We start from the raw sequence: 20,308 nt of genomic DNA on the forward strand, positions 1-20,308 counted from the left end.
CTGTATGCAGTTAAACCCACAGGATTATGAGTATATGGGGATGCTTGTCCGACATTCAATGTCACAGCGGTGAGAAAAGTAAAAGGGGAATAAAATTCCCCTTTTTTAAGATAACAACGTGATTTGGCTGCTTATTTATTCGCCAGAAGCTTGCGCTTCATGTTTACCATAAATCAGCATTGGATCGGACTCGCCATCAATCACCGAATCATCGATAACCACTTTCTCGACATCTTCCATTGAAGGCAGGTCATACATGGTTTCCAGCAGTGCCGCCTCAACGATAGAACGCAGACCACGCGCACCGGTTTTGCGTGACATCGCCTTTTTAGCGATAGCTGTCAGCGCTTCGTCGCGAAACTCCAGCTCAACGCCTTCAAGGTTAAACAGCGCCTGATACTGTTTGGTGAGCGCATTTTTCGGCTCACGCAGGATCTGGATCAGCGCTTCTTCGCTCAGCTCATTGAGCGTGGCGACAACCGGCAGACGACCGATAAACTCCGGGATCAGACCAAACTTGATCAAATCTTCCGGCTCAACCTGCGAGAGCAGTTCGCCTTCGCTGGCTTTTTGCGATTTGCCTTTCACCGTCGCGCCAAAGCCAATACCCGAGCCGGTTTCCACACGCTGTGAAATGACTTTATCGAGACCAGCAAATGCGCCGCCGCAGATAAACAGGATTTTCGACGTATCAACCTGCAGGAATTCCTGCTGCGGATGTTTGCGACCGCCCTGTGGCGGTACAGCTGCAACGGTGCCTTCAATCAGCTTCAGCAGCGCCTGCTGTACACCCTCGCCCGATACATCACGGGTAATAGAAGGGTTATCTGACTTACGGGAGATTTTATCAATCTCATCGATATAGACGATACCGCGCTGTGCCTTTTGCACATCATAGTCGCACTTCTGCAGCAGCTTCTGGATGATGTTTTCTACATCTTCACCCACATAACCCGCTTCGGTCAGGGTGGTGGCATCTGCCATGGTAAAAGGCACATCCAGCAGGCGCGCCAGCGTTTCTGCCAGCAGCGTCTTACCGCTACCGGTCGGACCGATCAGCAGAATGTTACTCTTGCCCAGTTCGATACCGTTACTGGTATCGCCATTGCGCAGACGTTTGTAGTGGTTATAAACGGCAACCGCCAGCACTTTTTTCGCCTTTTCCTGACCAATGACATAGTCATCAAGGTGGTGACGAATTTCATGCGGTGTTGGCAGGGCGCTACGCTCGCGATGCGGCGCAACCTCTTTAATCTCTTCACGAATGATGTCATTACATAAATCAACACATTCGTCGCAAATATAGACTGACGGCCCGGCAATCAGCTTACGGACTTCATGCTGGCTTTTGCCGCAGAAAGAGCAGTACAGCAACTTACCTGAACCGTCTTTGCGCTTATCTGTCATCAGCTAACCTCTTTTCGTTCTCAGACCTACTCTGGTGTACGGCACTGGCCGTACAACAACGGCCGGTATGCATGCAACTCATCTGCCTGCCCCCGTTAACTATAGCGTAAGGGCCAGCAGATGCGTCTTATTGACGGTGTGTCAGTATAGAGTCAACCAGGCCATACTCTACCGCTTCGCTGGCAGAGAGGAAACGATCGCGTTCGGTGTCGCGCTCAATCTGCTCCAGCGTTTTGCCGGTATGCTCAGCCATCAGTTCATTCATGCGCTGTTTTACTTTCAGGATTTCACGCGCATGGATCTCGATATCCGTTGCCTGTCCCTGATAGCCGCCCAGCGGCTGGTGAATCATCACGCGGGAGTTAGGCAGGCAGAAGCGTTTACCTTTGGTTCCTGCCGTCAGCAGAAATGCGCCCATTGAGCACGCCTGACCCATACAGATGGTGCTGACGTCCGGCTTAATAAATTTCATGGTGTCGTAGATCGACATACCCGCCGTGATCACGCCACCTGGTGAATTGATGTAGAGATAGATATCTTTTTCCGGATTCTCTGCTTCCAGAAACAGCATCTGCGCCACAATCAGGTTCGCCATGTGATCTTCAACCTGACCAGTCAGAAAGATAACGCGCTCTTTAAGCAGGCGGGAATAGATGTCGTAAGAACGCTCGCCGCGCGAGGTTTGTTCGACCACCATTGGCACCAGCGCATTAGTTGGTGCAGTAAATTCACGATCGCCACTGTATGACATTACCGTCTCCTGATAAATTTCATTGGCAACATTCTGTACCGATTCTACGTGAGACGCGCTGTGAAAACTATGCACAGCCGCCTCGTTCCGACATTTCAGGACGGTTAATCAGCCAGCCTCACGGTTCTCTCGCATTCTTCCTCTATCTGGGGATGCTGCCCGGTTGTTTCAAGCATAACAACCTTTTCTCTATTCGCTAACCTGGAAAAAGAGCATAGCGAATAATTTGCCGCTTAATTAGTCAAATAGACGTGCAGGAAGCGGTTTTTTATCATAAATAAAAAAAAAGCCCACGACAGAGGTCGCGGGCTGAGCACATTCCGTTAAGTGATTAATCAGGCCGCAGAGGTCTGGTTCATCAGCTCCTGGAAAGAGGTCGCTTTGTCGGCCACTTTGGCTTTCGCCAGCAGCGCTTCAACCGCCTGCTCTTCCAGCGCAACGTTGCGCATATTGTTCATCAGCTCATTGTTTTTGCTGTAGAACTCGATAACTTCCTGTGGATCTTCGTACGCAGAAGCCATCTCTTCGATCAGCGTTTTAACGCGATCTTCGTCTGCTTTCAGCTCGTTGATGCGGATCACTTCGCCCAGCAGCAGACCTACAACAACGCGACGTTTGGCCTGCTCTTCGAACAGCTCACGTGGCAGTTCCAGCGCCTGCTTCTCGTTACCACCAAAGCGCTGAGCAGCCTGACGACGCAGCACGTCGATTTCGCTGTCAATCAGAGCAGCCGGAACGTCAATGTTGTTAGCATCAACCAGACCATCCAGAACCTGAGACTTCACGCGGTTACGAATAGCGCCTTTGAGCTCACGCTCCATGTTTTTACGCACTTCTGCACGCAGGCCATCAACTGAACCATCTTCCACGCCGAAACGTTTGATGAAGTCAGCAGTCAGTTCTGGCAGCTCACGGGTTTCAACTTTCTTCAGAACGATATCAAACTTCGCATCTTTCCCTTTCAGGTTTTCTGCGTGGTAATCGTCCGGGAATTTAACGTCGATAGTAAAGGTGTCACCCGCTTTCTTACCGGTGATGCCCTCTTCAAAACCAGGGATCATACGACCCTGGCCCATCGCCAGGACGAAGTCAGACGCTTTACCGCCCTCGAACTCTTCGCCATCTACAGAACCGTTGAAATCGATGGTAGCGCGATCTTCAGCGGTAGCCGCTGCGTCAGTCTCTTTCCAGGTAGCCTGCTGCTTCTGCAGGGTATCCAGCATCGCATCAACGTCTGCATCGGTCACTTCAACAACCGGTTTTTCAACTTCGATTGCGTCCAGACCCTGTAATTCCACTTCCGGATAGACTTCAAACTCAACCGCATAGGTAAAGTCTTCGCCTTCTTTGTACTCACCCGGCACGTAGTCAGGCGCGCCTGCTGGGTTAATTTTCTCTTTGATGATGGCGTCAACGAAGTTACGCGTCATCAGCTCACCCAGCACATCCTGGCGAACAGAGGCGCCGTAGCGCTGATTGATAATGTGCGATGGTACTTTACCTTTACGGAAACCATCGATACGGACTTTCTTAGCCACTTCAATCAGTTCTTTCTTAACTGCAGCGTCAATGCTGTCAGCTGGAATAGTAATCGAAATGCGGCGGCCCAGACCCTGGGTGGTTTCTACTGAAACTGTCATTTTGTTACCTCAAAAAATCACGTGCTCGGTCAACTTCAGACACCACACAATTAATGCGCCGTATCCAATAACCGGGACGGCCTCTGCGGGCAGAACCACATCCCTGTCACCAGAAGCGTCCCGAAGACATTCCGGAAAAATAGACGCCGCATTATAGCGGCATCACCGGAATGAGTCGAGGCTGCAAACTCACCACTTTTTAACGACTTTGCTGCTTTTTTGCGCCGCAGATCGCGTTTAGCGCCTGAGAAACGAAAAAACGGCCCGCAGGCCGTTTCAGGAAACAGTAAAGATACAGGTATCAGGCAAGCGTACCGGCTCCCCGGCAGTTAGGCGAAGCCAGAACGGTATCCTGTAGCCCGTGCCACTCTTTTTGCGTGTAGGTATGCAGTGCCAGCGCATGTACGCTGCCAGCCAGCTCAGCAGACAGCTCACCATAGATAGCGCGATGCCGCTGTAAAAAACGCTGGCCGGTGAAATGATCGCTGACAATCACCACTTTAAAGTGACTTTCAGAACCGGCAGGCACGTTATGACGATAGCTTTCATCATGCACTTCGAGGTGTGCAGGTGTGAAAGCGTTGCGCAGCTTTTCTTCTATTTGTTCGCGAATCATTGTTTACACCCTCTCCGGCGAGCGCTGTGCCCCATCTGTTTAAATATTAGTAGGTTTTGCATTACTGCCCGGTAAAAATCAGAAAATATTCCCGCTCTGCAGCGCATCATAACCGGCAATCCGGGCAGGTCAACCTGCTGGTTTTTCTCTGGTCTGAAAAAAGCCTTTACAATCAATTTCCCGGCGGGTGGGGCTTTTTTCACCTCGCTGCAATGCTATGATGACGCCGGATTTATCTCCCAACCTAACGCTAATGAGAATGAGTATGTTGAAAAAACTGTTATTCCCTCTGCTGGCTGCTTTTGTTTTAGCCGGCTGTGCCAGCAACAGTACAACCCTGAACATTCAGCCAAAAATCCAGCTGCCACAGCAGGATCCGAGCCTGATGGGCGTGACCGTTAGCGTAAACGGTGCCGATCAGCGCAGCGATCAGGCGCTGGCAAAAGTTAACCGCGATGGACAGCTGGTTACGCTGACGCCGTCACGCGACCTGCGTTTTCTGCTGCAGGAAGTGCTGGAGAAGCAGATGACTTCCCGTGGTTATATGATTGGCCCGAACGGCGCAGTCGATCTGCAAATTGTGGTGAATGGCCTGTACGCTGACGTCACGCAGGGCAACGTGCGCTACAGCATCACAACAAAAGCGGACATCTCTATCATTGCCACGGCGAAAAACGGCAATAAGCAGGTGAAAAACTACCGTCAGACCTACAGCATTGAAGGCGCTTTCAATGCCACCAACGACAAAATCACCAACGCTGTTAATGCGACCCTGAGCGATGTGATCGCCGATATGGCGCAGGATACCAGCGTAAACAACTTCATCAAACAGAACGCACGCTAACCGCTCCGCTGTCATCTGCCCGGCCGTCTGGTGCCGGGCACTACCTCAGGCTGGCTATGACCTCTCACTATCTGCGAATATTTACCCAACGTAACGCTGCGGTACTGCTGCTGCTTGGCTTTGCCTCCGGCTTACCGCTGGCGCTGACCGCGGGCACGCTGCAGGCATGGATGACCGTAGAGAATGTCGACCTTAAAACCATTGGTTTCTTTTCTCTGGTAGGACAGGCTTACGTTTTCAAGTTTCTCTGGTCGCCGGTGATGGACCGCTACACGCCGCCGTTTCTGGGACGTCGCCGCGGCTGGTTGCTGCTGACTCAGCTGGCGCTGATTGCCGGCATTGTCGCCCTCGGCTTTATGCATCCGGCTCAGGATTTAACGCTACTGGCCGCTATTGCGGTACTGGTCGCATTCTGTTCAGCCTCTCAGGATATCGTCTTCGACGCGTGGAAAACCGACATCCTGCCGCCGGAAGAACGCGGCAGCGGCGCAGCCATTACGGTGCTGGGCTATCGTCTGGCCATGCTTATCTCCGGCGGACTGGCACTCTGGCTCGCCGATCGCTATCTGGGCTGGCGCGCGACTTACTGGCTGATGGCGCTGCTGATGATCCCGGGATTGATTGCCACTCTGCTGGCCCGTGAGCCTGCCGCTGCCAAACGTGAACCGCACACGCTGCGCCAGGCCGTTACCTTTCCCCTGGCGGACTTTTTTCAGCGTAATAATGCCTGGCTGCTGATCACCCTGATTATCCTTTATAAGCTGGGGGATGCTTTCGCGGCGTCGCTGACGACGACTTTCCTTATCCGCGGCGTAGGATTCAGCGCAGGTGATGTTGGCCTGGTCAATAAAACGCTGGGGCTGATGGCCACCATTATCGGCGCGCTCTATGGCGGCGTACTGATGCAGCGTCTGAGCCTGTTTCGTGCGCTGATGCTGTTTGGCATTCTGCAGGCCGTATCGAACGCCGCTTACTGGCTGCTGGCAGTCACCCCGCCCCATCTCTGGAGCATGGCCAGCGCGGTATTTATCGAAAACCTGTGCGGCGGCATGGGGACGGCAGCGTTTGTGGCGCTGCTGATGACCATGTGCAATAAAGCGTTCTCTGCCACCCAGTTCGCTCTGCTCTCGGCGCTGGCGGCTGTTGGCCGCGTTTACGTGGGTCCCGCCGCTGGCTGGCTGGTTGAGCTGTGGGGCTGGTCCGCTTTTTATGCGTTTACCGTGGTGGCTGCGCTGCCGGGACTGCTGCTGCTGTGGCTTAGCCGTACAACGCTTCTTCAGATGCAGCAAAGCGGCACGTTTATTACGCGTACCTGCTGGCCTGCAGGCTATCGCTGGATTGTCCGCCTGTTTACCGCAGGCTGCGCTTTGCTGGGTTGCTGGCTGCTGATGCTGGCGTTACATGCTGCCGGGGCAGCCCAGATGGCCGGACTGCTGACGCCGCTCTTTGAGACAGGGCTCGGCGTTGCCATTCTGGCCGTCATGCTGGGTGTGATACTCGACTGCCTGGCGCTAAGAAAAACCAGCCGGCTCGCTGAACGATAGACAGACGCTATTTGCAGGCGGTATTTAATTTGTTTAAAAATAGCGCCTGCGAATTAGCGCAAATAGCATTTTTTTCATCGCGAAATAAAAACATTAATTTAACAACATCAGGCGATATTTAAATCCGGTGAGCAATCAGTTTGTGGGAAAATTATCGCTCAAATGATGCATAATTGTTAAATTAGTGAGCATTAAAAGTACGGTTTATGCTTTCCCTGTTTTTTCTGCGGTTTCTGTCATTGCTTTTTGTTATATTGCCGCCAACTGCTTGTCGCGGTTAATAATTTGTCACTCTGCGTAACATCTGTGACTCCCTTAGCAAAAGGTGTCAACACCCTTCTGACACATCCTTAAGCTGGTTTACACTGCATAAACCTTACCGTAAAATGCGCGCACACTTAAACGACAATAGAGCCCTTGTCATTGAGGTCGTTAAATGAGACTCATGAAATACAATAAATGTTTGGGGATTTTGTCATTAATCGCAGGCGCTGTATTACTCAGCGGCTGCGATAGTGCGTTGTTAAATCCCAAGGGACAGATTGCAATGGAGCAACGTTCACTGATTCTGACAGCCTTTGGCTTGATGATGATTGTCGTTATTCCGGCAGTCTTAATGGCTGTTGTGTTTGCCTGGAAATATCGGGCGACCAATACCGAAGCGAAGTACAGCCCTAACTGGTCACACTCCAACAAAGTGGAAGCCGTGGTCTGGACCATTCCGATCCTGATCATCATCTTCCTCGGCGTGCTGACCTGGAAATCAACGCATGCGCTGGAGCCGGCTAAACCGCTGGTCTCTGACGTCAAGCCTGTTGAGATCGATGTGGTTGCGCTGGACTGGAAATGGCTGTTCATTTACCCGGAGCAGGGTATTGCCACCGTTAACCAGATTGCCTTCCCGGCAAATACACCAGTTAACTTCAAAATCACCTCTAACTCCGTGATGAACTCGTTCTTCATTCCTACGCTCGGCAGCCAGATCTACGCCATGGCGGGCATGCAGACTAAACTGCACCTGATCGCCAATGAGACAGGAACGTTTGACGGTATCTCATCAAACTTCAGTGGTCGCGGTTTCTCTGGCATGAAGTTCAAGGCCATTGCAACTAAAGATGATGCGGAATTCCAGCAGTGGGTTGCCAAAGTTAAAGCGGCACCTAACACGCTAACCACCATGGATGAGTTTGAGAAACTGGCTTCGCCAAGTGAGAATCATCCGGTGGAATATTTCTCAACTGCGAATCCTGAACTCTTCAAGCAAATTATTGATAAGTTCAAGATGAGCCACGGGAAAATGGACATGTCACACGAAGGCATGGACATGAATCACGCCGCTGCTGCGGGAACCGGGGAATAATACGATGTTCGGAAAATTAACACTGGATGCAGTGCCGTACCATGAGCCTATTATCATGGTTACGGTCGCCGCTATCATCATCGGTGGTCTGGCGCTGGTTGCCGCGCTCACCTATTTTGGTAAGTGGAAGTATCTGTGGTCAGAATGGCTTACCTCCGTTGACCACAAAAAACTGGGTATCATGTATATCATCATGGCATTCGTCATGCTGCTGCGCGGCTTTGCCGATGCCGTAATGATGCGTACCCAACAGGTTATGGCTTCTGCCGGTGAGGCGGGTATTTTACCTCCGCACCACTACGATCAGATCTTCACCGCCCACGGCGTGATTATGATCTTCTTCGTGGCAATGCCATTTGTTGTAGGTCTGATGAACATCGCGGTTCCGCTGCAAATCGGTGCCCGTGACGTTGCGTTCCCGTTCCTGAACAACCTGAGCTTCTGGTTTACCGCGGTCGGTGTGATCCTGGTGAACATCTCTCTGGGTGTGGGCGAGTTTGCACAGACCGGCTGGCTGGCTTATCCGCCGCTTTCTGGCGCGGAGTATAGTCCTGGCGTCGGGGTCGACTACTGGATCTGGAGTCTCCAGCTCTCAGGGATCGGGACCACGCTGACCGGTATCAACTTCTTCGTGACCATTCTGAAGATGCGTGCGCCGGGCATGGACCTGTTCAAAATGCCGGTCTTTACCTGGGCATCACTCTGCACCAACGTCCTGATCATCGCTGCGTTCCCGGTTCTGACCGTGACGCTGGCACTGTTGACGCTTGATCGTTACCTCGACTTCCATTTCTTTACTAATGATATGGGCGGTAACATGATGATGTACGTCAACCTGATCTGGGTCTGGGGTCACCCGGAAGTGTACATCCTTGTTCTGCCGGTCTTTGGTGTCTTCTCTGAAGTTACCGCGACCTTCTCGAAAAAACGTCTGTTTGGTTACACCTCACTGGTGTGGGCGACCATCGCCATTACCGTACTGTCGTTCATCGTCTGGCTGCACCACTTCTTCACCATGGGTGCGGGCGCCAACGTTAACGCCTTCTTCGGTATCATGACGATGATCATCGCGATTCCGACCGGGGTGAAAATCTTTAACTGGCTGTTCACCATGTATCAGGGTCGCATCGAGTTTAACTCAGCGATGCTGTGGACCATCGGCTTCCTGGTGACCTTCTCAGTGGGTGGTATGACTGGCGTACTGCTGGCCGTACCGGGTGCAGACTTTGTCCTGCACAATAGCCTGTTCCTGATTGCACACTTCCACAACGTTATTATCGGTGGTGTTGTGTTCGGTTGCATGGCCGGTGTGACCTACTGGTTCCCGAAAGCATTTGGCTTCACGCTGAACGAAACCTGGGGTAAACGCGCCTTCTGGTTCTGGATCATCGGCTTCTTTGTTGCCTTTATGCCGCTGTACGCACTGGGCTTCATGGGTATGACCCGTCGTCTGAGCCAGGATATCGATCCACAGTTCCACTCGCTGCTGGTTGTTGCAGCTGGCGGTGCGGCGCTGATTGCCTGCGGTATTCTGTGCCAGCTGGTTCAGTTCTGGGTATCGGTACGTGACCGCGATCAGAACCGCGATCTGACTGGTGACCCGTGGGGCGGTCGTACGCTGGAGTGGGCAACCTCTTCACCACCACCGTTCTACAACTTTGCTGTTATCCCTCATATCCACGAGCGTGATGCGTTCTGGGAAATGAAAGAGAAAGGCGAAGCATACAAGCAGCCAGAAAAATATGAAGAAATTCATATGCCGAAAAACAGCGGCGCGGCCATTGTTATCGCTGCATTCGTAACAGTCTTCGGTTTCGCCATGATCTGGCATATCTGGTGGCTGGCGGGTCTCACTTTCCTGGGCACTATCGTGACCTGGATCGTGAAGAGCTTCGATGAGGACGTGGATTACTACGTTCCGGTTGCTGAAATCGAGCAGATCGAGAAGAAGCACTTTGATGACATCAGCAAAGCAGGTCTGAAATAATGTCGACTCAAACCGTAAAACACCACCACGACGCCCATGCGGAGCATGGGCATCACGATGCAGGAGCCAATAAAGTCTTTGGCTTCTGGATCTACCTGATGAGTGACTGCATTATCTTCGCAACGCTGTTTGCGACCTATGCAGTAATGGTCAACAACACTGCCGGTGGCCCGGCAGGTCAAGATATTTTCGAACTGCCGTTTGTGCTGGTTGAAACCGCGCTGCTGCTGCTGAGCTCCATTACTTATGGAATGGCAGTGATTGCGATGAACAACCAGAACAAAGGTTCGGTCATCGGCTGGCTGGCCCTGACCTTCCTGTTCGGTGCCGGATTTATCGGGATGGAAATCTATGAATTCCATCACCTGATCGCAGAAGGCTTCGGTCCAAACCGTAGCGGCTTCCTTTCTGGCTTCTTTACGCTGGTTGGTACGCACGGTCTGCACGTGACCTCTGGTCTGATCTGGATGGCGGTTCTGATGTTCCAGATCGCTAAACGGGGTCTGACTGAGAGCAACCGCACCCGTATCATGTGCCTGAGCCTGTTCTGGCACTTCCTGGATGTGGTGTGGATCTGCGTATTCACCGTTGTCTATCTGATGGGGGCCATGTAATGAGTCATTCTGTAAACGAACATGGTGCATCACACGGTAGCGTGAAGTCTTACATGATCGGCTTCATCCTCTCTATCATCCTGACGGCGATCCCGTTCTGGATGGTAATGGATGGCAGTGCCTCACACGGCACCATCCTGGGTGTGGTTCTGGTGTGTGCAGTGGTTCAGGTGCTGGTGCACCTGGTCTACTTCCTGCACCTGGACAGCAAATCAGAGGGTGGCTGGAACATGGTGGCCATTGTCTTCTCAGCAATCATAATTCTGATTGTTGTGATCGGTTCACTGTGGATTATGTGGAACCTCAACTACAACATGATGGCCCACTAAAGAGTCACGCGTAATGATTAAGCAATACCTGCAAGTAACAAAACCAGGAATTATTTTCGGAAATTTAATTTCTGTCATCGGTGGATTTCTGCTGGCCTCGAAAGGCAGCATCGATTATCCCCTGTTTCTCACCGCGCTGGCTGGCGTGTCGCTGGTGGTCGCATCGGGTTGTGTATTCAACAATGTGATTGACCGCGATATCGACATCAAAATGGAGAGAACGCGGAACCGGGTTCTGGTCAAAGGCCTGATCTCGGCGAAAGTAAGCCTGGTTTATGCCACTGCGTTGGGTATTGCTGGCTTTGCGTTGCTGTATTTCGGCGCCAACCCGCTGGCCATGTGGCTGGCGGTCATGGGCTTCGTGGTCTATGTTGGCGTTTACAGCCTCTATATGAAGCGTCATTCGGTCTATGGAACGCTGATCGGCAGCCTCTCCGGTGCTGCGCCACCGGTGATTGGCTACTGCGCAGTCACTAACGAGTTTGATGCAGGCGCATTGATTTTACTGGCTATCTTTAGCCTGTGGCAGATGCCGCACTCCTACGCGATTGCCATCTTCCGCTTTAAAGATTACCAGGCCGCTAACATTCCGGTTCTGCCGGTTGTGAAAGGCATCTCCGTGGCTAAAAATCATATTACGCTCTACATTCTGGCGTTCATGATTGCCACGCTGATGCTCTCACTGGGCGGTTATGCGGGCTACAAATATCTGATCGTGGCTGCGGCTGTCAGCGTCTGGTGGCTGGGTATGGCACTCTCAGGTTACAAAACCTCAAACGATAAAGTCTGGGCGCGTAAACTGTTTGTGTTCTCTATCATCGCCATCACCGCGCTGAGCGTCATGATGTCGGTTGACTTTATGGCCCCGGCCTCTAAAGACCTGCTCACTTACGTCTGGTAAGCGGGCACCGTCACTCTGAGAAAGGGCGCGATTTTCGCGCCCTTTCTTTTTGTTACCACTGCTTAAAAACAAATGTTTTACCCGCCCTCCCCTGCTCCCTAAAATGGGTGCTAAATGCCCGAAATAAATCGATTTGCAGCAACACGGTGTCACTGGCTGCTGCAGCATGGTGCATGACAGGCAGACACTTACAGAGGTTGGAATGAACGACAATAAAATGACGCCGGTAGAGCTGCGCGCTACATGGGGTTTAGGTACCGTTTTTTCCCTGCGTATGCTCGGAATGTTTATGGTTCTGCCGGTGCTGACGACGTACGGCATGGCGTTACAGGGTGCCAGCGAAACCCTGATTGGTCTGGCAATTGGTATTTATGGTCTGGCACAGGCAATTTTTCAGATCCCGTTCGGGCTGCTCTCTGACCGCATCGGACGTAAGCCGCTGATTGTCGGCGGCTTGCTGCTGTTTGTCCTTGGCAGCGTGATTGCTGCCACCACAACCTCAATCTGGGGCATTATTCTTGGTCGCGCGCTGCAGGGCTCTGGCGCGATTGCCGCTGCCGTAATGGCGCTGCTGTCCGATCTCACCCGTGAGCAGAACCGCACCAAAGCGATGGCGTTTATCGGCATCAGTTTTGGCGTGACCTTTGCGATTGCTATGGTGGCCGGGCCAATTGTCACGCATGCGCTTGGGCTGCATGCGCTGTTCTGGATGATCGCGCTGCTGGCAACGTTGGGTATCATTATTACGCTGCTGGTGGTGCCAAACGCACGCGGTCATGTGCTGAACCGCGAGTCCGGAATGGTAAAAGGCAGCATTCGCGCCGTTCTGGCGAATCCCAGACTGCTGAAGCTTAATATCGGCATTCTCTGTCTGCACGTGCTGCTGATGTCGAGCTTTGTCGCCCTGCCCGGCCAGTTCGAACTGGCGGGCCTGCCGGCAGCGGAGCACTGGAAAATCTATCTGGTAACCATGCTGGTGGCTTTTGTCGCCGTGGTGCCGGTCATTATCTATGCCGAAGTAAAACGCCGCATGAAGCGGGTTTTTGTCAGCTGCGTGGCGCTGATCATCATTGCGGAAATTGTGCTCTGGGGCGCTGAAGGTCACTTCTGGACGCTGGTGGCGGGCGTACAGCTCTTTTTCCTCGCCTTTAATGTGATGGAAGCCATTCTGCCTTCCCTGATCAGCAAAGAGTCGCCGGCCGGTTATAAAGGCACTGCAATGGGTATTTACTCCACCAGCCAGTTTCTTGGGGTAGCCATTGGCGGCAGCCTCGGCGGCTGGATCTTTGGTCATATCGATGCGCAAACGGTGTTTCTCATCGGGGCGATTATCGCCGCTGGCTGGCTGTTTGTTGCCATGTCGATGCAGGAGCCACCTTACGTCAGCAGCCTGCGACTGGTGCTGAGCGACGCCGTGCTGGCCGTACCGAATCTGGAAAAACGGCTGAAAGCCCAGCCCGGTGTGGCATCCGTGTTTATCGTGCCGGAAGAGAAAAGCGCCTATATCAAAATCGACAGTAAAGTAACGAGCCGCGTTGAGATAGAAGCGCTGCTTGCCAGCTGCTGAATCATAAGCCCGACCGCTGCGTCGGGCTTTTTTTTACAGCGACATATCCACCACAATGCGCCCTTCAATTTTACCGGCGTGCATGCGCGCAAATATATCGTTGATGTTGCTCAGCGGTTCCACTGCTACGCTGGCTTTTACCTTATTACGTCCGGCAAAATCGAGCGCTTCCTGCAGATCTTTGCGCGTGCCGACAATCGAGCCGCGTACCGTAATGCCGTCCAGCACCATATCAAAAATCGACAGGTCAAATTTGCCCGGCGGCAGGCCGTTCAGCACCATTGTACCGCCACGCCGCAGCGTCCCGATCGCCTGCTCAAAGGCTTTCGGCGACACAGCGGTAACCAGAACGCCCTGTGCGCCACCGAAATGCTCGTGAAACACGCGTGCCGGATCGACCTCCTTCGCGTTTGCCACCACGCTGGCACCCAGACGACGGGCAAAATCGAGCTTGGCGTCATCAATATCCACTGCCGCTACGTTGAGTCCCATGGCAACCGCATACTGGATCGCCATATGCCCCAGCCCGCCAATGCCGGAAATCACCACCCAGTCACCCGGTTTGGTATCGGTCATTTTCAGGCCTTTATAGACCGTTACGCCGGCACACAGCACCGGTGCCACTTCATTAAAGGGGAGATTGTCCGGAATGATACCGACATAGTTCGCGTCAGCCAGGCAATACTCGGCAAAACTGCCGTTCACCGAATAACCCGCATTTTTCTGCTCGTGACACAGCGTCTCCCAGCTATCGAGACAGTGTTCGCAATGACCGCAGGCGGAGTAAAGCCACGGCACACCTACGCGATCGCCCATCTTCAGGTGTTTTACCCCTTCCCCCAGCGCCACAACCTGCCCTACCCCTTCGTGACCGGGAATGAAAGGTGGCACCGGCTTCACCGGCCAGTCGCCTTCCGCCGCGTGCAGATCGGTATGACAGACCCCGGTGGCGGCAATTTTTACCAGCACCTGACCTGGCCCGACGGCCGGCACCGGCACCTCTTCAATCACCAGCGGTTCACCAAACGCCTTAACCACTGCCGCTTTCATCGTGCTTTTAATGTGCATTGTCATTCTGCTTCTCCTGTTGCGTAAAGGCGCGATCAGAACAGACCCAGCGGCGCCGTGCTGTAGCTGACCAGCAGATTTTTGGTTTGCTGATAGGCACTCAGCGCCATTTTGTGCGTCTCGCGCCCGACACCGGACTGCTTGTAACCGCCAAACGCCGCATGCGCCGGATAGATGTGGTAGCAGTTCGTCCAGACCCGGCCCGCTTTGATACCCCGCCCCATGCGATACGCGAGATTGGTATCACGCGTCCAGACGCCAGCGCCCAGACCAAACTGCGTTTCGTTGGCGATGGCCAGCGCTTCAGCCTCATCTTTAAAGGTGGTTACGCCGATCACCGGGCCAAATATCTCCTCCTGGAAACAGCGCATCTGGTTACTGCCTTTAATCAGCGTTGGCTGAATATAGAAACCGTTGCTGAGTTCAGCGCTCATTGCCGCCTTATCGCCACCGGTAAGAATGTCGCCGCCTTCATCACGCGCAATAGTGATATAGGAGAGAATTTTGTCGAATTGCTGTCGTGAAGCCTGAGCACCAATCATCGTATCGGTATCCAGCGGATCGCCGTGCCGGATAGCGGCGACCTTCTCCAGTACCCGTGCCATAAACGGCTCATAGATTGATTCATGCACCAGCGCGCGTGACGGACAGGTACAGACTTCCCCCTGATTAAAGAAGCCGAGCACCAGCCCTTCAACCGCTTTATCGATGAAGTCCGCTTCACCCTCCATCACATCTGCAAAGTAGATGTTTGGCGACTTACCGCCCAGCTCGACCGTGCAGGGAATAATATTTTCTGCGGCGCAGGCCATGATATGACGCCCCACCGGCGTTGAGCCGGTAAACGCGATTTTGGCAATACGCTTGCTGGTGGCCAGCGCCTCGCCCGCTTCGCGGCCAAACCCCTGTACCACGTTGATCACGCCGGCCGGGAAAAGATCGCCCACGATCTCCATCAGCAGCGTGATGCCCAGTGGCGTCTGCTCGGCAGGTTTCAGTACCACGCAGTTGCCTGCGGCCAGCGCCGGTGCCAGTTTCCATGCCGCCATCAGCAGCGGGAAGTTCCACGGGATAATCTGCCCCACCACGCCCAGCGGCTCATGAAAATGGTAGGCCACCGTGGTTTCATCGATCTCCGCGGTACTCCCTTCCTGCGCGCGCAGGCAGCCGGCGAAATAGCGAAAATGATCGGCTGCCAGCGGCAGGTCAGCATTGAGCGTTTCGCGAATCGGCTTACCGTTATCCCAGCTCTCCGCTACCGCCAGTTTCTCCAGATTCGCCTCAATACGATCGGCCACCTGCAGCAGCAATGCGGCGCGCTGCTGAACGCTGGTTTTCCCCCAGGCGTCGGCCGCCTGATGTGCAGCATCCAGCGCCAGCTCGATATCCCGCGCGTCTGAGCGGGGAAACTGCGCAATCTCACTGCCGTCAACCGGCGAGGTATTCATGAAGTATTGGCCGCTAAGCGGCTCCGTGAAGTTGCCTGCTATATAGTTGCCGTAGGTTGCCTGGAACGAGACCAGCGCGCCTGGCGTGCCGGGATGTGCATAACGCATCGCAAACTCCTTGATGTAGGGGTCAGATAGTATTACCGGGCGCTACGCCTGTACGACGCCGCGACAGGATGTGCTTTGCAGCCGGCATGCCAGGTTTAACAGCATCATTAAAATACGTAAAAACAAGATGATACAATCGGCTTTCCGGCAAGATACGCAGTAATCTCCCTATCTGTGTTGCATATCGCAACACCTGGAAAACCTGCACGCTACACTGGCGCAACACTTTGCACAGGCATGAGGTTACCCATGCAGGGATTTTCCGCCGCTTCGACCGCTGACGCCACGCCGCTTCTCAGCGACTCCTGGATGCGCAGCCAGCTCTATGGCCTTGATCCGACCGCAGACGATTTTCCGCGGCTGCGCCAGGGAGAACTGGCCGATGTCATCGCCAGCAACGCCAGCTGGCAGCCGTTTGCCAGGCCGGCTATCGACCAGCTGGCGCAGCAGATGGCAGAAAAACAGGCGGTGGTGATCCTTTCTGATGCCAGCGGTCTGGTTCTGAATACCTGCGGAGATATGCAGGCGCTGGCGCGTGCACAGCGTTTTGCTCTGGCGCCAGGCAATCTCTGGAGCGAGTGCGGACGTGGCACCAACGCTATTGGCACGGCGCTGGCGATCAACAACGGCTGCGAAATCGCCGGTGAGCAGCACTTTCTGACGCGCAACCAGGGGCTGTACTGTGCCGCGATGCCGCTGCAGATGCCTAATGGCCAGCTGGCAGGCGTTATCGATATTTCCGGCCCGGCGCACTATTCTCATGCGCATTCGCTGCAGCAGGTACGCGATGCGGCGCGGCAGATAGAGTATCTGTGGGTCAAGCAGAGTCTGCATCCTCAGCAGTGGCTGATGAGCCTGCACGCTGATCCTCAGGGCATCGACAGCGGTGATGAAATGCTGCTGATATTTTCTGACGACGTACTGACAGCCGCAAACCGGCTGGCGCTGGAGACGCTGGCGGTACGCCCTGAACAGCTCAGCAGCCTGACGTTTGCAGCGCTATTTCCGGCGCTGCGACAGCAAAACAGCTGCCTGACAGCGCCGCTGATGTACCACGGCCAGCGCTACTACTTTCGTTTACGTGCGCCGCAGCGCCGGCTGGTAAGCGTGGCCGCCTCCGCTGCGCCGCACGCTACATCCGCACCGCACGACAGGGATAAGCTGGTGCGCCTGCTGAATGCCGGTGTGTCACTCTGCCTGCAGGGAGAAACCGGCAGCGGTAAAGAGTTTGTCAGCCGGGCCCTGCATCAGCAGAGCCGCTGGCATAGCGGCAATTTTGTTGCAATAAACTGTGCGGCGATCCCGGAATCATTGATTGAATCGGAGCTGTTTGGCTATCAGCCTGGCGCCTTTACCGGCGCCAGCAAACAGGGCTATGCGGGCAAAATTCGTGAGGCTGACGGCGGCATCCTGTTTCTGGATGAAATTGGTGATATGCCGCTGGCGCTGCAGAGCCGTCTGCTGCGGGTACTGCAGGAGAAAGAGGTGGCACCGCTGGGGTCCAGCCGCAGCTACCCGGTGAACTTTGCGGTTATCTGCGCCACCCATCGTGATTTGAAACAGCAGGTTGCTGCGGGCCGCTTTCGTGAGGATCTGCTTTACCGGTTACAGGAGTTCTCTCTGACACTGCCGCCGCTGCGTGCATGGCCCAATCTGCCGGGGTTCATTTGCCAGCTATGGCACGAGCTGGGAGCCGCGGAGCGTAAGGTTACCCTGTCGAATGACGTGGTGACGATACTGGCACAGCACGCCTGGCCGGGTAACGTTCGCCAGTTGCGCAGCCTGCTGCGGGTATTGCTGGCACTGGCTGAGGATGGCGAACCCGTTACGCAGGCGCAGCTGCCAGCTGACTATCAGCATCCTGCTGATTTATCGGGCGGTGAACGTCAGCGTCATGATGACCAGCTGCTGAACGAAACGCTGCAGCGCTTTGATGGCAATATCACCAAAGCGGCCGCAGCGCTGGGGGTGGCGCGCAGTACGCTCTACCGCCGTGCAGCACGCGCCAGAGTACGTTAGTCGCGGAAGTTTTTGAACTGGAACGGCTGACCAAGGTTGCCACCGCGCACCAGCGCCATGGCGCCCTGCAGATCGTCGCGCGATTTGCCGGTCACGCGCAGCTCGTCACCCTGAATCTGCGTCTGTACTTTGAGTTTGCTGTCTTTAATCAGTTTCACCAGCTTTTTAGCAACGTCGCTTTCAATGCCTTTTTTCAGTTTGGCCTCAACGCTCCAGCTTTTACCGCTGTGTTCAATCTCTTCCGGCACCTCAATCGCGGCGTTTTCAATGCCGCGCTTCAGCAGCTTTTCACGCAGAATATCAACGATCTGCTTCACCTGAAAATCGGACTCAGTGGTGATTTTGATCGTCTCGTTCTTTTCATTCAGCTCAACGCTGGCGGTCACATTGCGAAAATCGAAGCGGGTTGAGAGCTCACGGTTGGTATTTTCTACCGCGTTGCGGACTTCCTGCAGCTCGACTTCGGAAACGATATCGAAAGATGGCATCTTTTCTTCTCCTGATACTAAAGTGACATGCATAATACGCGTCTTGATGCGCTAATAAAACACGCGGCAGCTCAAAGCTATACTGAGTATGTGATGTGAAAACACCCCGCCAGCAGGAGGCAGAATGAAAATTACCGTGCTGGGTTGTGGCGCGCTGGGGCAGGTCTGGCTGACCGCGCTGGCTCGTCAGGGTCACGACGTACAGGGCTGGCTGCGCGTGCCGCAGCCCTACTGTTCCGTTAACGTCACCGATCTGCAGGGCGAGGTGAGCAATCACACCTTTATCGCCAACGATCCGCTGTTTCTGGCGCGCAGCGATCTGCTGCTGGTTACCCTGAAAGCGCCGCAGGTATCGCCGGCGATCAAAAATCTTCAGAGCGTGCTGCGTGCGGACATGCCGGTCCTGCTGCTGCATAACGGCATGGGTACGCTGGAGGAACTGCGCGATTTGACGCAGCCGCTGCTGCGCGGGATCACCACGCATGCGGCGATGCATGACGGGACAGTGATCCGCCACGTGGCGGCAGGCATTACGCATATCGGGCCGGTCAGCCGTGACGCCGCATCGTTAAGCCATCTTGCGGATCTGCTGCATCAGGCGCTGCCCGATGTAGCCTGGCATGATGATATCGCCTCCGCCTGCTGGCGCAAGCTGGCAGTGAACTGCGTTATTAATCCGCTGACGGTGGAGCATGAGTGCCAGAACGGTGCATTGCGCGCCTGGCCGGAGCAGATCAATACGCTGTGCGACGAGCTGGCGCTGCTGCTGACGCGTGAAGGCCAGCATATGGACGTGGAGACGCTACGCGCCATTATTTATGACGTCATCGACAGTACTGCCGGCAACGTCTCTTCTATGCTGCAGGATATTCGTACGCAGCGACAAACTGAAATTGATTACATTACCGGCTACCTGCTGCGCCGCGCGCGCAGTCAGGGCATCACGTTGCCGGAGAATAGCCGCCTTTATGATCTGGTAAAACGCAAGGAGTCACAATATGAACGCCAGCCCATCCGTACTGGTATGCCTCGCTCATGGCAGTGAAGAGACCGAAGCGGTCACCACTATCGACGTGCTGGTGCGCGGCGGCATTACTGTCACCACTGCCAGCGCAGAGAGTGACGGCTCGCGGGAAATTATATGCTCACGCGGCGTGCGCCTGCTGGCTGATGCGCCACTGGCAGAAGTGGCAGATAACGACTTTGACGCCGTTGTTCTGCCCGGCGGGCTGAAAGGCGCGGAGACGTTCCGCGACAGCCCGTTGCTGGTGGAAACGGTGCGTCAGTTTCATCTGACAGGCAAAATTGTGGCAGCAATCTGCGCGGCGCCCGGCACGGTTCTGGTGCCGCACGATCTCTTTCCGGTTGGCAATATGACCGGCTTTCCAGGGCTCAAAGAGACCATTCCGGATGCGAAATGGATGGAGCGCCGCGTAGTATGGGATCCGCGCGTAAACCTGCTCACCAGCCAGGGGCCGGGCACGGCGTTTGATTTTGCGTTGAAGCTGGTGGATCTGCTGCAGGATAAAGAGACCGCACGCGAAGTTGCCTCACAGCTGGTGCTGGCAGCGGGCATTTATAATTATCAGGAATTTGACGAACGCGAATAAAGGACGC

18 protein-coding genes are annotated in these 20,308 nt (G+C 54.3%); 11 read left to right on the top strand and 7 right to left on the bottom strand.

Features of this window, described 5'->3' with window-relative positions; translation table 11 throughout:
* Positions 1 to 135: 135 nt before the first annotated feature.
* The 4 genes from clpX to bolA all read right to left on the bottom strand — a co-directional run bounded on the left by clpX (position 136) and on the right by bolA (position 4,414).
* Complete coding sequence (gene clpX / locus BBA90_RS15630; RefSeq protein WP_039382987.1) at positions 136 to 1,407, bottom strand: ATP-dependent protease ATP-binding subunit ClpX; 1,272 nt, start codon at positions 1,405 to 1,407, stop codon at positions 136 to 138.
* Between the two features lie 127 nt (positions 1,408 to 1,534).
* On the bottom strand, positions 1,535 to 2,158 hold the full coding sequence (gene clpP, locus BBA90_RS15635) for an ATP-dependent Clp endopeptidase proteolytic subunit ClpP (RefSeq protein WP_065649947.1): 624 nt from the start codon (positions 2,156 to 2,158) through the stop codon (positions 1,535 to 1,537).
* A gap of 335 nt (positions 2,159 to 2,493) precedes the next feature.
* Complete coding sequence (tig, locus tag BBA90_RS15640; RefSeq protein ID WP_065649948.1) at positions 2,494 to 3,798, bottom strand: trigger factor; 1,305 nt, start codon at positions 3,796 to 3,798, stop codon at positions 2,494 to 2,496.
* Between the two features lie 301 nt (positions 3,799 to 4,099).
* A complete protein-coding gene (bolA, locus tag BBA90_RS15645; protein WP_039382985.1) occupies positions 4,100 to 4,414 on the bottom strand; it encodes a transcriptional regulator BolA in 315 nt (104 codons plus the stop codon).
* A 265-nt stretch (positions 4,415 to 4,679) separates the two neighbouring features.
* Between bolA and BBA90_RS15650 the strand changes: the two genes are divergently transcribed.
* From BBA90_RS15650 to BBA90_RS15685, 8 genes are all read left to right on the top strand, one after another.
* Positions 4,680 to 5,258, top strand: a complete 579-nt coding sequence (locus tag BBA90_RS15650) for a lipoprotein (protein ID WP_039382984.1) — start codon at positions 4,680 to 4,682, stop codon at positions 5,256 to 5,258.
* A 56-nt stretch (positions 5,259 to 5,314) separates the two neighbouring features.
* A complete protein-coding gene (gene ampG / locus BBA90_RS15655) occupies positions 5,315 to 6,802 on the top strand; it encodes a muropeptide MFS transporter AmpG (protein WP_065649949.1) in 1,488 nt (495 codons plus the stop codon).
* Positions 6,803 to 7,238: 436 nt separating this feature from the next.
* Positions 7,239 to 8,162: a cytochrome o ubiquinol oxidase subunit II gene (cyoA, locus tag BBA90_RS15660; RefSeq protein ID WP_065649950.1), complete on the top strand. Its 924-nt coding sequence runs from the start codon at positions 7,239 to 7,241 to the stop codon at positions 8,160 to 8,162.
* 4 nt (positions 8,163 to 8,166) lie between these two features.
* A complete protein-coding gene (gene cyoB / locus BBA90_RS15665) occupies positions 8,167 to 10,149 on the top strand; it encodes a cytochrome o ubiquinol oxidase subunit I (RefSeq protein ID WP_065649951.1) in 1,983 nt (660 codons plus the stop codon).
* Positions 10,149 to 10,763, top strand: coding sequence for a cytochrome o ubiquinol oxidase subunit III (locus BBA90_RS15670; RefSeq protein ID WP_065649952.1), 615 nt, complete (start codon positions 10,149 to 10,151; stop codon positions 10,761 to 10,763). Before cyoB ends, BBA90_RS15670 begins: the two co-directional genes overlap by 1 nt.
* Positions 10,763 to 11,092: a cytochrome o ubiquinol oxidase subunit IV gene (locus tag BBA90_RS15675; protein WP_039382979.1), complete on the top strand. Its 330-nt coding sequence runs from the start codon at positions 10,763 to 10,765 to the stop codon at positions 11,090 to 11,092. Before BBA90_RS15670 ends, BBA90_RS15675 begins: the two co-directional genes overlap by 1 nt.
* Positions 11,093 to 11,105: 13 nt before the next feature.
* Positions 11,106 to 11,993: a heme o synthase gene (cyoE, locus tag BBA90_RS15680; protein WP_039382978.1), complete on the top strand. Its 888-nt coding sequence runs from the start codon at positions 11,106 to 11,108 to the stop codon at positions 11,991 to 11,993.
* Positions 11,994 to 12,195: 202 nt separating this feature from the next.
* Complete coding sequence (locus BBA90_RS15685) at positions 12,196 to 13,560, top strand: MFS transporter (protein WP_065649953.1); 1,365 nt, start codon at positions 12,196 to 12,198, stop codon at positions 13,558 to 13,560.
* 33 nt (positions 13,561 to 13,593) lie between these two features.
* Here the strand turns inward: BBA90_RS15685 and adhP are convergent, their stop codons facing one another.
* Both adhP and exaC read right to left on the bottom strand, forming a co-directional pair.
* Positions 13,594 to 14,634 (bottom strand): alcohol dehydrogenase AdhP, encoded by a 1,041-nt coding sequence (gene adhP / locus BBA90_RS15690; protein WP_065649954.1) that lies wholly within the window; start codon positions 14,632 to 14,634, stop codon positions 13,594 to 13,596.
* Positions 14,635 to 14,663: 29 nt separating this feature from the next.
* Positions 14,664 to 16,184: an acetaldehyde dehydrogenase ExaC gene (gene exaC, locus BBA90_RS15695; protein WP_065649955.1), complete on the bottom strand. Its 1,521-nt coding sequence runs from the start codon at positions 16,182 to 16,184 to the stop codon at positions 14,664 to 14,666.
* A 249-nt stretch (positions 16,185 to 16,433) separates the two neighbouring features.
* On the opposite strand from exaC, the gene BBA90_RS15700 reads away from it, so the two are divergent.
* Complete coding sequence (locus BBA90_RS15700; RefSeq protein ID WP_065649956.1) at positions 16,434 to 18,203, top strand: sigma-54-dependent Fis family transcriptional regulator; 1,770 nt, start codon at positions 16,434 to 16,436, stop codon at positions 18,201 to 18,203.
* Here the strand turns inward: BBA90_RS15700 and BBA90_RS15705 are convergent.
* On the bottom strand, positions 18,200 to 18,691 hold the full coding sequence (locus BBA90_RS15705) for a YajQ family cyclic di-GMP-binding protein (protein WP_039382976.1): 492 nt from the start codon (positions 18,689 to 18,691) through the stop codon (positions 18,200 to 18,202). The two genes, BBA90_RS15700 and BBA90_RS15705, sit on opposite strands and share 4 nt — an antisense overlap.
* A 124-nt stretch (positions 18,692 to 18,815) precedes the next feature.
* Between BBA90_RS15705 and panE the strand changes: the two genes are divergently transcribed.
* Together panE and yajL are read left to right on the top strand one after the other, a co-directional pair.
* Complete coding sequence (gene panE, locus BBA90_RS15710; RefSeq protein ID WP_065649957.1) at positions 18,816 to 19,736, top strand: 2-dehydropantoate 2-reductase; 921 nt, start codon at positions 18,816 to 18,818, stop codon at positions 19,734 to 19,736.
* Positions 19,690 to 20,301, top strand: coding sequence for a protein deglycase YajL (gene yajL / locus BBA90_RS15715; protein ID WP_065649958.1), 612 nt, complete (start codon positions 19,690 to 19,692; stop codon positions 20,299 to 20,301). The genes panE and yajL overlap by 47 nt, the downstream gene beginning before the upstream one ends.
* The last annotated feature ends 7 nt before the right edge of the window (positions 20,302 to 20,308 follow it).

Origin of the sequence: Pantoea eucrina (assembly GCF_001691555.1) — a bacterium.
GTDB classification, from domain to species: domain Bacteria; phylum Pseudomonadota; class Gammaproteobacteria; order Enterobacterales; family Enterobacteriaceae; genus Pantoea; species Pantoea borealis.

Coding starts and splice junctions, on each gene's coding strand:
- clpX (WP_039382987.1), bottom strand. CDS start 1,407: ATGACAGATAAGCGCAAAGACGGTTCAGGTAAGTTGCTGTACTGCTCT.
- clpP (WP_065649947.1), bottom strand. CDS start 2,158: ATGTCATACAGTGGCGATCGTGAATTTACTGCACCAACTAATGCGCTG.
- tig (WP_065649948.1), bottom strand. CDS start 3,798: ATGACAGTTTCAGTAGAAACCACCCAGGGTCTGGGCCGCCGCATTTCG.
- bolA (WP_039382985.1), bottom strand. CDS start 4,414: ATGATTCGCGAACAAATAGAAGAAAAGCTGCGCAACGCTTTCACACCT.
- BBA90_RS15650 (WP_039382984.1), top strand. CDS start 4,680: ATGTTGAAAAAACTGTTATTCCCTCTGCTGGCTGCTTTTGTTTTAGCC.
- ampG (WP_065649949.1), top strand. CDS start 5,315: ATGACCTCTCACTATCTGCGAATATTTACCCAACGTAACGCTGCGGTA.
- cyoA (WP_065649950.1), top strand. CDS start 7,239: ATGAGACTCATGAAATACAATAAATGTTTGGGGATTTTGTCATTAATC.
- cyoB (WP_065649951.1), top strand. CDS start 8,167: ATGTTCGGAAAATTAACACTGGATGCAGTGCCGTACCATGAGCCTATT.
- BBA90_RS15670 (WP_065649952.1), top strand. CDS start 10,149: ATGTCGACTCAAACCGTAAAACACCACCACGACGCCCATGCGGAGCAT.
- BBA90_RS15675 (WP_039382979.1), top strand. CDS start 10,763: ATGAGTCATTCTGTAAACGAACATGGTGCATCACACGGTAGCGTGAAG.
- cyoE (WP_039382978.1), top strand. CDS start 11,106: ATGATTAAGCAATACCTGCAAGTAACAAAACCAGGAATTATTTTCGGA.
- BBA90_RS15685 (WP_065649953.1), top strand. CDS start 12,196: ATGAACGACAATAAAATGACGCCGGTAGAGCTGCGCGCTACATGGGGT.
- adhP (WP_065649954.1), bottom strand. CDS start 14,634: ATGACAATGCACATTAAAAGCACGATGAAAGCGGCAGTGGTTAAGGCG.
- exaC (WP_065649955.1), bottom strand. CDS start 16,184: ATGCGTTATGCACATCCCGGCACGCCAGGCGCGCTGGTCTCGTTCCAG.
- BBA90_RS15700 (WP_065649956.1), top strand. CDS start 16,434: ATGCAGGGATTTTCCGCCGCTTCGACCGCTGACGCCACGCCGCTTCTC.
- BBA90_RS15705 (WP_039382976.1), bottom strand. CDS start 18,691: ATGCCATCTTTCGATATCGTTTCCGAAGTCGAGCTGCAGGAAGTCCGC.
- panE (WP_065649957.1), top strand. CDS start 18,816: ATGAAAATTACCGTGCTGGGTTGTGGCGCGCTGGGGCAGGTCTGGCTG.
- yajL (WP_065649958.1), top strand. CDS start 19,690: ATGAACGCCAGCCCATCCGTACTGGTATGCCTCGCTCATGGCAGTGAA.